This window comes from Streptomyces sp. SID12488 (genome assembly GCF_010548275.1).
In the GTDB taxonomy this organism is placed as follows: domain Bacteria; phylum Actinomycetota; class Actinomycetes; order Streptomycetales; family Streptomycetaceae; genus Streptomyces.
Window position 1 is genome coordinate 27,980 of sequence record NZ_JAAGLT010000020.1, and the last position, 12,702, is coordinate 40,681.

Genomic DNA, 12,702 nt, shown 5'->3' on the forward strand with positions numbered 1-12,702 from the left:
GTACTTCGACTCGGTGCCCGACCCGCGCTCCCGGCGGGGCCGGTGGTACTCGCTGACCGCCATCCTGCTGGTGCGTACCTGCGCGGCCGCCTCGGGAGCGAGGAGCATCGACTGAAGCGGATGCCCCGGTGGGCCTGGATGCGGTTGAGGACCGGCAACGGCACCAAGGCAAGCGGCTGTACGACTGGGCGACGATCGACGTGATGGCTGACGACGCCCCTCCCGGCCAGGCCGACGGACACAGCCAGGTCCTGATCCGGCGTCACCGCCGCACCGGCACCCTCTCCTTCTACCGCACCTGGCACCCTGACCCGCAACCGATATCGGTACTGGTCAGCGCGGTCTGCCGCCGATGGCGAGTCGAGGAGGACCTCCAAGGGGCGAAGGGCCTCGCTCACCTCGACACCGGCCAGGTCACCTGCTGGACCTCTTGGCACCGCTGGAGTCTGATGGCGATGATCGCCTACGCCCTCCTCGCTGTCGGAGCCCTCCACGAGCCACGGTCCAACCCCACCGACCCCAACGGCGAGATAGCCATGGTGCCCGTCAGCCCCCGCGAACTCCTCACCCTGCTCCGCGTCTTCGCGCTGCCTCGACCTCGCCAGGACACCGATCCCACGCACGCCCTGCACTGGTCGAGGTGGCGCCGCCATCACCAGCACCAGGCGACCGCCTGCCACCGTCGCTGGAACGAGATCACCGCGGTAGCCACAACATGATCAGGAACCCCCACGAGTCACGAACTACAGCTGCCGTGTCAGTAGAAGGGTGTTCGGGAGTGGCCGTCCGAAGCTCGCAAGCCACGGTCTTGCCGGCTCACCGATTTTTGGACAACCACTCTTCCGGAGAGCCGAAAGAAGTCGTGGTTTGCGGGCGTGGAACACGAGGCAGAATATTTTTCCGGCAGGTGGAGTTCTGGCCGGTAACCGCGGCGGTGACGCTAATTCGGCGAATCGTCGCCGCGCCGGAATGCGCCGGGCGGCACATTCACCCGTCGCACGAAGAACTTGCCGAAGTTCGTGACTTCGGTGAACCCGAGCTGGCGGGCGATGGTCCCGACCGGCAGATCCGTGTGGACCAGCAGACGCTTCGCCTCCAGGGCGACGCGGGCGTCGATCAGGTCCTTGGTGGAGCTGCCGGCGACGATGCGACAGGCCCGCGACAGGGTGCGGGGCGTGCAGTTGAGCGCGGCGGCGTAGTCCTCGACCAGCCGGGTCGCGCGGTAGGAGGACTCCAGCTCGCGCCGGAATCGCAGGAACAACTCCCCGTTCTCACCGGAAGGGGTGTCGGCCTCCCGGTGATCATTGTGCTGGCTGCGGCACATCTGGTCGATGTGCATCAGGGCGACAGCCAGCAGATGCTTGAGGATGTCCTCGCCGAGGCCCTGGTCGGGCCGCTCGAACTCCTCCTGTATCAGGGCGAGCACCCGCTGGAAGCGGGCCAGTTCGTCGTCTCTGAGCTGCCAGTGACAGGGGCGCAATGAGTCGTCGAGCATTCCCATCTGGGCGCGCAGCCGCAGTGGGAAGGTCTCGGTGAACATGACGAGGCGGGCGTCCATGTTCGTCACCGACGCGAACTGGATCACCTGGTTCGGCCGGATCCACAGCAGGGAGCCCACCCGGCACGAGTAGCGCGTGGAGTCGATCGTGAAGTGTCCGCTTCCCGACCCGATCAGCATGATCTGGTGGTAGGCGAGCCGGTGGGGAGTGGTGGTGAAGTCCATGGAGACCGTCGCACGCACCTCGCTGAGCGAGGTCACGGCCATACCGATTCCGGGTCTGCAGTGGGGGATGTCGGGGATCACGGGGATCGGTAGCGAAACGAAATCGACCATGAGCGTTCCGGAATCGACCTTTCTCAAGCTCCTTCAAAAATCAATGATAGGTGTGGCCGCCCGTTGCCAGATCACTTCTGGCGCATGCACGAGTAACCGTCCCCACATGATGTGCAGGTGAAGGGAAGTTGACGGGATGACCACCCACTCCGGCGCCCCCAAGCGCTCGGTTGTCGACCGGACGCTCAGCATCCTCGGCGTCTTCGACCGCGACAACCGCATCCTTACGCTGAGCGACATCAGCCGGCGATCCGGACTTCCGGTCGCCACGGTCCATCGCATCGTCAACAAGCTCCATGGCTGGGGCGCACTGGAACGAGGAGAGGAAGGCGGTTACAGCATCGGCCTGAAACTGTGGGAGACAGCCACGCTGGCCCCCCGTTACTCGGGCCTGGCCGAGGCCGCGCAGCCCCACCTCGTGGAACTCCACGGCCGGTCCGGCGGCGCGGCGGTCCTCGTTCTGCGTGACGGAACGGAGAGCGTCTGCCTGTCCTTTCTCTCCAACGACTTCGGTCTCACGGCCTATTGGGGCGATCCCGGCTGCCGGCTCCCCCTGCACGTCACCGCGGCGGGCCTGGTCCTGCTGGCGAACGCGGGTGCCGTTCTGCAGGACGAGATCTGTGCCGGTCCGTTGCGCGCGTACACCGCCGCCACCGTCACCGACGGGACCACGCTGAGGAATCACCTGAGCCAGATAAGGCGCGAAGGTTACGCGATGGGGTGCGGCACCCTGCGCGAGGGCCGGGGAGCGATCGCAGCCCCGGTGCGCAACGCGAGCGGCACGGTGGTGGCGGCGGTGGGCGTCGTGGGTCCCCTGAACATGCTCCAGCCGTCCCGACTGGCCCCGCTGGTCATGGCCACGGCCGAGGCGGTCTCCCAGCAGGACCGGACGGAAGGGTGGCGAATGGCGGGGGTGAGCGCGTAGCCCGCCCTACCTCACGTACGCCGTCCCGCCCCCGGCCGCCAGCGCCGCAGCGATCCGCCGATGGGCCCGCAGTCGTTCCGGTTCCGGTACCGGGGGCAGGAGTTCCTCCCACAGGGCGAGGAACATGCCGCGCAACTGGGTCAGGCCGGCGGGGCGGGCCAGCAGCCAGAAGTGGAGGTGGGCGCCGCCGTCGCCCCACCGGTTGACGTGCACCCGTGCGACGCCGTCCACAGCCAGGACGGCCCGCTCGGCGCGCTGCAGCAGCGGACCCAGCTCGGCCGACCGGGCGGCGGGCAGGTCACCCAGGTCGTAGTGACCGCGCGGCTGGAGCAGCACGACGGCGGGCAGCCGCAGTTCGCCGACCGCGTCCAACCGCCAGTGGTCGTCCGCCCAGAGCGCGTCCGTCACGGGCTTGCGGCAGACCACGCAGTCCTCGGTCCCGGCCTCGCCGTCTCGATCCGGCTCGGGCAGCACGGGAGGCAGCAACGGCTTGATCCGCAGCTCCCCTTCGAACGGCTCGAAGGGGAAGGTCTCCCAGGCGGTGACCGGGTCCGCGGGCATCGGCAGCCGCTCCCCGGCAGGCAACCGTCGGACGAAGGCACTGGGCTCGGGGACATCGGACGCGTCAGTGGTCATCGTCGCAGTCTTCCAGCCGCGCCCGCCGTACTGAAGCCCCGCAGAGAGCCCTCCGGGGAGCCTCGCGAGCAGCCGCGACGGACCCGCCAGGCCTGACGTACCGGGCGTCCTGCGAGGCGCGCCGCCCGGTCGCCACGCCCGCCGAATACTGGCACGCTCACCAGCGAGACCGACACGACGGACCCACGATCGGAGCGTGCATGACGACGGACCGGGCCACGAACGGTGAAGTGCCGCCGACCGCCAAGGAGTTGGGGGAGGCGAACGCCGCCGGAGTGGAGGTGCGGCCCGTCGCGGGGCACATCGGCGCAGAGATCTCGGGAGTCGACCTGAGCGAGCCCCTCGACAGCGCCGTGGTCGCCGCGATCAGGGCGGCGCTCCTGCGCTGGAAGGTGGTGTTCCTCCGCGGCCAGCGGCTGGACCACGCCGGGCACATCGCCTTCGCGCGCCGGTTCGGCGAGCCGGTCGTCCTCGGACGGCGAGGTGGCGCCTCACCGGCGGACTTCCCCGAGATCGAGACGACCGCCGACCGGCTGGAGCTGGGCGGACGCTACGGCATGGAGCACGCCGAGTGGCTGGAGCGGCGCCGCCATTCGCTGCTGCGCGGCTGGCACTGCGACCACGGCGCCCGTATCGACCCGCCCGCCGCGACCATCCTGCGCGCCGAGACCGTACCGCCGTACGGAGGTGACACCACCTGGTCCAACCTGGCTGCCGCGTACGCCGGACTCTCCGCGCCCGTACGGGAGTTCGTGGACGGCCTCAGGGCCGAGCACCGGCTCGGCGTCGGCTACCAGGCGCGGCCCGGCGACGACGCGTACCTCCGGCATCTGCTGGACCACCAGACCGCCTCGGTGCACCCGCTGGTGCGGGTCCACCCGGAGACCGGTGAGCGGGTGCTGTTCGTCAACGGCTACTACCTGGAGCAGATCGTGGACGTCTCCCGGGCGGAGAGCCGCCTGCTCCTGGAGATGCTCCTGGAACAGGCGACCAGGCCCGAGTACACGGTCCGGTTCCGCTGGGAGCCCGGCAGCGTCGCCTTCTGGGACAACCGGGCCACCATCCACCTCGCTCCCAGCGACAACGCCCACCTCGGCCACCCCCGGGTCATGCACCGGGTGATGCTGACCGGCGACATCCCGGCCGGAGTGGACGGCAGGCGGTCGGAGGCGATCACCGGCACCGAACCCGGGCGATGGTGAGATCCCGCAGGGCCTTCAGCCGGTGGCCGGCCGCCAGCCCAGTGCGGGGCCGAGACGGGTCGCGATGTCCGTGAGGATCTGGACGTAGTCCTCGTGGCCGAAGGTGAACGGCAGGGCGAAGGCCACTTCGTCGATCTCCTGGAACGCGACGTGCGCGTACAGGCGTTCGGCGATCTCGGCCGACGTGCCGACGAGGTCCGGCGCGAACATCAGCCGCGCCGGACCCTGCGGGGCCGCTGTCCGCGGCAGCCGCTTCGCCGCGTACTCCTCGTACTTCGCGCGCTGTTCGGGCGAGGCGCTGTCGGTGGGGATCACGACGAGACCCTGGGAGACCCGGGCCCGGTCGCCGTCCGGGTGCGCCGCACGGAAGGCCCGGACGCCCGCGAGCTGGACCTCGGCGAAGTCCGGCGACTCCTCGTCCCCCTCGGCCTTGACGACACTGCTGGTCAGGAAGTTCATACTGTGCTCACCGGCCCACCGCGCCGACCGCACGCTCCCGCCGCCGTACCACAGCCGGCTTCCGAGCCCCGGGGAATGGGGCTGCACCCGGTCGGAGAACACCTCGAACCCCTGCACCCCGCTGAAGTCGCTGGCCGCCTTCCCACGTACGTGGTCCAGCAGCCGCTCGACCCGCTGGTAGCTGAAGTCCTCGACGTCCGCCGTGTCGGGGTACAGGGCGCCCTTGACGTGGTCGTAGTTCATCGGCGGGCCCACACTCAGGCCCGGGTTGAGCCGGCCACCGGAGAGGATGTCGACGGTCGCCCAGTCCTCCGCCAGGCGCAACGGGTTCTCCCAGCCCACAGGGGTGACCGCGGTGCCCAGTTCGATTCGACGGGTGCGCTGCGAGGCCGCCGCGAGTACGGCCACGGGGGAGGAGATCCCGTACTGGAGATGGCGGTGACGCAGCCACGCGCTGTCGAAGCCCAGCCGCTCACCGAGTTCGATGATCTCCAGCGTCGACTCGTGCCCCGCCCGCGGATCGTCCCCGTCGAACAGCCCGATGGTGAGAAAGCCCAGTTTGCGCAGTGGCTGTGAGGGGGTCGGCACGGGCTCCTCCAACGATCGTCGTACGGACGTTCACGCTTCGCCGATTGTGCCAGGGGGCAGGATCAGCGGAATGACCACCTCGTCCTCGACCGGCGGATCCAGCTCCTGCCTGAGCTTGCCGGTCGCGGAGAAGCAGCGCAGCCGGATCGCCTCCGGGGACACGTCGACGCGCAGGAAGCTCTTGAAGAACGGCGGGCTGTACGTCGCCGAACCGGGTGAGAACAACTGTGTGTACGCCTTCCGGACCGGGAGCCGCAGGCGCCGGGCGCGGTCGGGACGGCGGGCCGTGCCCAGCAGACCGGCGACCAGCCGGATGCGCCAGGTGAGCCGGACGGGTTCGTCCGGGGCGCGCGTCGGACGCATGCCCAGGCGCTCGGCGATCACGGCCGCCGCCTCGGCCTCGGTGAGGGTGAAGAAGCGGCGCAGGTGCAGCCGGCGGCCGTAGATCCGGCTGTAGAAGGCCAGCGAGTCGCCGCGCAGGGGATAGCAGCGGAAGTCGTCCTCGGTGACGTCGGCGACCGAGACGCGCTCGATGGTGTGGGTGGCGTGCATGAAGGCACCGCCGCCGCCCGAGACCACATACTGGATGGTCCGGCCGTGCACGCCCACCGGATAGCGCTGGTAGTTGTGGATGTCGCCGCCTATCGCGGCCACGAAGTTCCGCTCCGGATCGCGCACCAGGTCGTCGACCGTGCCGCCGCCCTCGATCGCACAGGGGTGGTGCTCGCCGTCCACGTACAAGGGGGAGCCGGTGACGAGGATCTTCGGGACCGGACCCGAGGAGACCTCTCGCAGCCAGCGGCCCTGCTCGGCGTCCAGCGTCCCCAGCAGACCGGTGTCGATGCCTATGACGCGTACCGGTCCGGCGTCGATCGCCCAGTACGGGCCGGGCTGGGTGGCCTGTTGGGCGGAGGCCGAGCGCAACTTGCTTGCCTCGGCCAGGCGTTGTTCGTCGACGGCGCTCGGCCTGTGCCACAGGAGCGAGCGCAGCCAGGCGGGGGTGAGCGGGCGGGGCGCGGGGGCCGCCGGGAGGGGTGGGGCGTTGCAGAAGACGCGCATGAACCCGTTCAGGTCCTCGTACCAGTCGTGGTTGCCCGGTATCGCGTAGATGGGCGCCGGGTAGTCCTGGTAGGGGCGGAAGAACTTGGTGCCGTAGTCGTCGGTCGCCCCGACGGGGTAGATCACGTCACTGGCGAGCACGGTGAACGCCGTGTCCTGACTTACCGTCAGAAAGCCTGGGACAACGGCGTACTGGGGTGCGTCACCCTCGCCCGTGTCACCGATGACCATGAAGGAGAAGCGGTCCGGATCGCCGCGCCGGATCACCTTGTCGGCGGGAGCGCCCGCGACTGTCCGCTGTTCGGCCCAGCGGCTTCGGGTACGGCCCGTGGGGTCGCCGAACCAGGAGGCCAGCACGCCGTTGCGGGCGGGCCACAGCGTCCGGGGGTTGACCCATGACAGCTTCTCGACCCGACGAGGCATCAACTCCCGGTAGGAGCCCGGGTTTTCGAGGCCCCAGCCGGCGCCCTCCGGGGTGTCGCGGGAGGAGTGAGTCCGTGAAGAGTCAACCATCGGGGCACCGTAGCAATGTCCTACAGGCGAAGATCCGTGCGGGTCGGGGCGGACGTCCGCTGCCGGCCGGGAGAACGCCGTCCCGTGTCCGGGGCCGCCGACTGCTGCGGTATCTGCGGTATCTGGCGTGTCTGCCGCGTGGGCTGCTGCCGGGGGCCCTTCGCGCCCCACTCCCCGTCGCCCAGCACCAGCAGCGGGTCGAACATCACCACGACCGCGGCGAGCAGCAGGAAGATGATGGGGCCGATCAGCATCGGCAGCAGCAGCGAGGTCGGTGAGTCGCCGGCCCAGGTGTTGCCGGATGTCTCGTGCAGATGCACGCTGACGGCGGCCATGCCCGTGTAGTGCATACCGCTGACGGCCACACCCATCACCAGACTCGCCCCGAGGCTGGTCAGGAAGCCCCGGATGGAGACGGCCGCCCACAGCGCGGCGGTCGCGGCGACGATGGCGATCACCACGGAGAGCCCCACGGTCACCGCGTCGTAGCCGATCGTCCCGTTCAGATGGAGCGCCGCCATACCGAGGTAGTGCATCGCGGCGACACCGAGACCGGTCACGATGCCCGCAGCGGAGAGCGCCGTGGGCGTGGCGCCCCGGTAGCCGACGACGAAGACACCGATACCGACGACGACGATCGCGACGGCGAGGCTGGTGACCGTCAGCCCGATGTCGTAGCGGACCGCGGTCTCCTCGACCTGGAACCCGATCATCGCGATGAAGTGCATGGTCCAGATTCCGCACCCGATGGCCGCCGCCCCCAGCGCCAGCCAACCCGGCTTCCACGAGTCCTCGTTGAGCAGCGTTCTGACCACGCAGCGCAGCCCCAGGGCGCTTCCCAGGCAGGCCATGATGTAGGCGGCGACAGGTGTGACGAATCCGTAACTGAATCCGTCAATTGTTCCTTGCATATGCCAAATCCCCCCGAGGTGCAACTTGTTGAGGGGTGAAAGTCTCGCCTCAAGTGCGAGGAATACAAGCAGTTACCGCGAGTACTCGGTGAAATTCATTTGAACGATGGTCAAGATCGGTCGATAAGGGATGGAATTCGGCCGGAATCCTTGGTTCCGATTGCGGTGCTGCCGTTTGGTCTGCTGATCGCTATGCTGCGCGGCAAAGCGTTCAAACGAACACTTCGGTGTACGGGTACGCCGGTGCACCCGGACGTGAGGGAGTGAACGGCATGCGCGAGCCGGTCGAACTGAGGCGGCAGCGGATCCTGGCCGCTGTGCAGGCGCGCGGCGCGGTCCGGGTGGCCGATCTCGCCGCCGAGCTGGAGGTCTCGGTGGTCACCGTCCGCCGGGACGTGGAGGAACTCGCCCGCGAGGGCAGGCTCCGGCGCGGCCATGGCGTCGCCCGCTCCACCCTCCCGGTGCCGGACGACCGGCCCGAACCGGTCACCGCGTCCGGGGACGGCGACACCGTCGTCCTGGTGGTACCCGCCCGCCACTCCTACCTCTACGAGACCCTGCACGGCGCCCGCCCTGTCCTGGAGGAGGCCGGAGTGCGCATCGCCCTGCACATCGCCCCGCAGGTCGCGGGTGCCGAACAGCCCCTAGTGGAGCGGGCGTTGGCGGACGGTGCCCGGGGTGTGCTGATCGCCCCCCGCTGGCGCACCCTCGCCGCCGAGGAGGCCGACGCGAAGTGGCTGTGCGGGCTCGGCGTACCGACCGTCCTGATGGAGCGCAGGCCACGTCCCGGCAGCGCACTGCACGCCCTGGACTCCGTCTGCTCCGACCACTGGTACGGCGCCCATCTCGCGGTGGAACACCTGATCGCCCTCGGCCACCGCAGGATCGTCTTCGCCACCCGCGACGACAGCCCCACCGCGCGGGCCCTGCGTGCCGCCCTCACCGGGATCGCCGGAGCCCATCCGGAACTCGACGCCTGGACTCTCACCCTCAGCTCGCCGGACGCGGGCCCCGACCGTACGGCCGGCGCGGACCGTCCGGCCGTCGACCTCCCCGGCGTCCTGCGCGAGCTGGGCGCCACGGCGTGCGTGCTGCACGGCGACGTGGACGCGCTGATGCTGGTCCAGGAACTGGCAGCGCACGGAGTCCGGGTTCCGGAGGACTGCTCGGTCGTCGCGTACGACGACGTCGTGGCCGCCCTCGGCAGTACCCCCCTCACCGCCGTGTCCCCGCCGAAGGGTGAAGTCGGCCGGGCCGCCGCCGAACTGCTCCTGCACCGGCTGAGGGACGTGCGCGGCAGTGGCTCAGGACCGGCGCGGCGGATCGAACTGCTGCCGGAACTGAAGGTGCGCGGGTCGACGCGGGCGCTGACCTCCCCGGCGTCGATGCACTGAGTGCCGTGAGCGTTTGACCGCTTTGGTTTCTTCTGATCGCTCTCTTGACCGTTTCCCTTGAGTCGATCAGGATTCCCGTATGCGGAACCACGGCCAGAGGAAGCCGTCGGTCCGTGTGGGGCGGTCCGACCGCCGGTTCCGTCGAACAGCGGCTCGTGCAGTGGATCTACCGACCGTCAAGGAGTAGCGGACCTCGTATGACCATGTCCTCGCCGGGCCCGGGCTTCCGCCCACGTGCCGCCCTCGCCATGTCCCCGGACGCCGCGGCCGCCGTCCTCGACCCCGCCTCGCTGACGGCTCTCGCCGCTGTCTGCGACCTCGCCCCGCTCCCGGTCCTCGACGACTTCGGCACCGACCGCGCACGCGAGATCCTCGCCCACGTCGACCTGCTCGTCACCGGCTGGGGCTGCCCCGTACTGGACGCCGACGCCCTCGCGGCGGCGCCCCGGCTGCGGGCGGTCGTGCACACGGCGGGCAGTGTCCGGCCGCATGTCACCGACGCCTGCTGGGAGCGCGGCATCGAGGTGTCGTCCGCCGCCGCGGCCAACGCCCTGCCGGTCGCCGAGTACACCCTCGCCATGATCCTGCTCACCGGTAAACAGGTCCTGGAACGGGCGCACGCCTACGCCACCACCCACACCCGCGACAACTGGCTGCGCACCTCCCACGCGATCGGCAACTACCGCCGGACCGTCGGCATCGTCTCCGCCTCCCTGATCGGCCGCCGAGTCATCGAACTGCTGCGCCCCCACGACTTCGACATCCTCCTGTACGACCCCTTCGTCACCGACGCCGATGTGGCCGAACTCGGCGTGGAGCGCGTCGAGTTGGACGCGCTGTTCGCCCGCTCCGACACGGTCAGTCTGCACACCCCCCTGCTGCCGACCACCGTGGGCCTCGTGAGCCGCGCCCTGCTCGACGCCATGCGCCCCGGCGCCGTGTTCATCAACACCGCCCGGGGCGGCGTCGTCGACCAGGACGCCCTCACCGACGCCGTCCGGGAGCGCCGCATCCGCGCAGTGCTCGACGTCACCGACCCCGAAGTCCTGCCGCCCGACCACTCGTTGTGGAACTGCCCCGACGCACTCCTCACCCCCCACCTGGCCGGATCCCAGGGCAACGAGTGGCGGCGCCTGGCCGACCTCGCCGTCGCCGAGACGGAGAACTGGGCATCCGGCGCGGGATTCCGCCATCCCGTACGACGCGAAAGGCTGGCCTTCCTCGCATGAGCAGCACGACCCGTATCAGCAGCAGGGGCATCCCCTTCGAATTCCCGCCCGAGGACCGCGAGTTGAGCCCCCGCACCGGCTACACCCGCGCCCACTGGGAGGCTGTGGCGGACGGGCTGCTGGCTGCCGCGTGGCGCTGGAGCACCCCTGGCGGAGCCCTGCTCGACCTGCCCGGCGTCCCGTCGCGTTCGGGCGTACGCTCCGACGGCCTCGAAGGCTACGCCCGCACCTTCCTCGCCGCCGCCTTCCGGGTGGCGGGCGCGGGCGGCGACGACCCGCACGGCTGGCTCGACCGGTACGCCCAGGGCCTCACGGCGGGCACCCTGACGCCCGGGCGCACGGACACCGAGTCCTGGCCGCTCATCCTCGACCACGACGTACAGGGCCAGCCGATGGTCGAGTCGGCCTCCGTGGCCCTAGGCCTCAGACTGACGGCGCCCTGGCTGTGGAAACGGCTCGACTCCGCCGTACAGGACCGGGCGGAGGACTGGCTGCGCGGCTCGCTGCGGCACTCGCCCGCCCCGAACAACTGGTACCTCTTCCCCTACACGGTCGCCGGTTTCCTGGAGTCCGTGGGGCGCGGTGACGCCGAGACGGCCAGGGCACGCGAGCGGGCCCTGGAACTCATGGAGACCTGGTACCGGGGCGACGGCTGGTACGCGGACGGCGACGGCCGGGCCTTCGACCACTACAACGGCTGGGCCCTGCACCTGTACCCGGTCCTCGACGCCCACCTGGGAGACGACCACGGACTGTCCGCCCACTACGGCCCCCGCCTGCGCGAACACCTCGACGGCTTCGCGCTGATGTTCGGCGGGGACGGCGCACCGATCCACTTCGGCCGCTCCCTCTCGTACCGCTTCGCCGCCTCCGCCGCCGTCGGCCTGGGCGCCCTCACCGGCCACACCCCCCTCACCCCGGGGACGAGCCGACGTCTGATCAGCGGCAGCCTGCGCCACTTCGTGGACCGGGGCGCCCTGGCCGAGGACGGCCTGCTGACCCTCGGCTGGCACGGCCCCCACCAGGCGACCCTGCAGACCTACTCGGGCCCGGCGTCCCCGTACTGGGCCTCGAAGGCCTTCGTCTCCCTGCTCGCCCCCGCAGACTCCCCGTTGTGGACGGCACGCGAGGAACCGGCGCCGGTCGAGGAGGGCGACCGGGTGCTCGCGCTGCCCGCACCGGGGCTGCTGGTGCAGTCGACCCGCGCGGACGGGATCGTACGGCTGCACAACCACGGCAGCGACCACGTCCGCCCGCACGAGGGCGAGACGGCGGCCGAAGGTGATCCGCACTACGGCCGCCAGGCCTACTCGACCCACTCCGGCCCGACGGCCCCCGGCAACATCGCCGACAACCACCTGTCCGTGGAGATCGGCGGCCGGGGCAGCGTGCGCCGCCGTATCCACCCGCTGGGCGCGGGCCACGGGGACGGCTGGGGCTGGGCCGCGTCCTGGCACCGCCCCGTCTTCACCGCCGGGCCGCCCATGGTGCCGGGGCTGAAGGTGGAGAGCGTCACGGTGGTACGAGGCCGCCACGAACTGCGCGTCCACCGCGTGACCGGCGCCCCGGCCGGCGCACGCGTCACACACACGGGCTGGGCGACCGGCCCCGAGGAGGAGGTGACGTCGGCGCTGCACGGCCTGTACGGCTGGACTCCCGAGGCCGAGGAGGCGCGCGCCCCGCAGGGCACCGCCTACACCCGCTGGGCCCTCGTCCCACGCCTGACCGGCGAGACGTCCGGCACCTCACTGCACGTGGCCCTGGCGGTCCTCACGGCCGACCCGCAGCCGCTCGTGCCCGAGCGGGTGGTCGCGGGCGTGGAAGTGTTCGGAGGCATGGCGGTCGAGGTGCACTGGGCCGAGGACGGGACCTGTACCCGGATCGCCTTCGAGCCGGTGACCGTGCAGCACGACGCGCCCCGATAGGGGCGCGGGGCTGTGCCGATCTGCGGC

The 12,702-nt window shown here is 70.6% G+C and carries 12 protein-coding genes; 7 read left to right on the forward strand and 5 right to left on the reverse strand.

What is annotated here, in order from left to right:
• Positions 1-13 precede the first annotated feature (13 nt).
• Positions 14-115 carry a hypothetical protein gene (locus tag G3I56_RS44800; RefSeq protein ID WP_343240058.1) on the forward strand — a complete coding sequence of 34 codons (102 nt, stop codon included), beginning with the start codon at positions 14-16 and terminating at the stop codon, positions 113-115.
• 88 nt (positions 116-203) lie between these two features.
• Positions 204-719 carry a hypothetical protein gene (locus tag G3I56_RS26985; protein ID WP_164413298.1) on the forward strand — a complete coding sequence of 172 codons (516 nt, stop codon included), beginning with the start codon at positions 204-206 and terminating at the stop codon, positions 717-719.
• Between the two features lie 221 nt (positions 720-940).
• On the opposite strand, the gene G3I56_RS26990 is transcribed toward G3I56_RS26985, so the two are convergent.
• A complete protein-coding gene (locus G3I56_RS26990; RefSeq protein ID WP_239135114.1) occupies positions 941-1,765 on the reverse strand; it encodes a helix-turn-helix transcriptional regulator in 825 nt (274 codons plus the stop codon).
• 205 nt (positions 1,766-1,970) lie between these two features.
• Here G3I56_RS26990 and G3I56_RS26995 point away from each other — a divergent pair, with 205 nt between their 5' ends.
• Positions 1,971-2,759 (forward strand): IclR family transcriptional regulator, encoded by a 789-nt coding sequence (locus G3I56_RS26995; protein WP_164413302.1) that lies wholly within the window; start codon positions 1,971-1,973, stop codon positions 2,757-2,759.
• A gap of 6 nt (positions 2,760-2,765) precedes the next feature.
• Here the strand turns inward: G3I56_RS26995 and G3I56_RS27000 are convergent, their stop codons facing one another.
• Entirely contained in the window at positions 2,766-3,395 is a 630-nt protein-coding gene (locus tag G3I56_RS27000; RefSeq protein WP_239135115.1) for a hypothetical protein, read from the reverse strand.
• A 200-nt stretch (positions 3,396-3,595) separates the two neighbouring features.
• Here G3I56_RS27000 and G3I56_RS27005 point away from each other — a divergent pair, with 200 nt between their 5' ends.
• Complete coding sequence (locus G3I56_RS27005) at positions 3,596-4,597, forward strand: TauD/TfdA family dioxygenase (RefSeq protein WP_164413304.1); 1,002 nt, start codon at positions 3,596-3,598, stop codon at positions 4,595-4,597.
• Positions 4,598-4,612: 15 nt separating this feature from the next.
• On the opposite strand, the gene G3I56_RS27010 is transcribed toward G3I56_RS27005, so the two are convergent.
• The 3 genes from G3I56_RS27010 to G3I56_RS27020 are packed head-to-tail and all read right to left on the reverse strand — an operon-like array spanning position 4,613 to position 8,127.
• Positions 4,613-5,644 carry an LLM class flavin-dependent oxidoreductase gene (locus tag G3I56_RS27010; protein WP_164413305.1) on the reverse strand — a complete coding sequence of 344 codons (1,032 nt, stop codon included), beginning with the start codon at positions 5,642-5,644 and terminating at the stop codon, positions 4,613-4,615.
• Between the two features lie 30 nt (positions 5,645-5,674).
• Positions 5,675-7,216: a metallophosphoesterase gene (locus G3I56_RS27015; protein WP_164413307.1), complete on the reverse strand. Its 1,542-nt coding sequence runs from the start codon at positions 7,214-7,216 to the stop codon at positions 5,675-5,677.
• Positions 7,217-7,236: 20 nt separating this feature from the next.
• A complete protein-coding gene (locus G3I56_RS27020; RefSeq protein ID WP_164413309.1) occupies positions 7,237-8,127 on the reverse strand; it encodes an MHYT domain-containing protein in 891 nt (296 codons plus the stop codon).
• 272 nt (positions 8,128-8,399) lie between these two features.
• Here G3I56_RS27020 and G3I56_RS27025 point away from each other — a divergent pair, with 272 nt between their 5' ends.
• The 3 genes from G3I56_RS27025 to G3I56_RS27035 all read left to right on the forward strand — a co-directional run bounded on the left by G3I56_RS27025 (position 8,400) and on the right by G3I56_RS27035 (position 12,675).
• Positions 8,400-9,521, forward strand: a complete 1,122-nt coding sequence (locus tag G3I56_RS27025; protein ID WP_164413311.1) for a substrate-binding domain-containing protein — start codon at positions 8,400-8,402, stop codon at positions 9,519-9,521.
• A gap of 197 nt (positions 9,522-9,718) precedes the next feature.
• Positions 9,719-10,750 (forward strand): hydroxyacid dehydrogenase, encoded by a 1,032-nt coding sequence (locus tag G3I56_RS27030; protein WP_203690772.1) that lies wholly within the window; start codon positions 9,719-9,721, stop codon positions 10,748-10,750.
• Entirely contained in the window at positions 10,747-12,675 is a 1,929-nt protein-coding gene (locus G3I56_RS27035) for a DUF2264 domain-containing protein (RefSeq protein ID WP_164413313.1), read from the forward strand. The genes G3I56_RS27030 and G3I56_RS27035 overlap by 4 nt, the downstream gene beginning before the upstream one ends.
• The last annotated feature ends 27 nt before the right edge of the window (positions 12,676-12,702 follow it).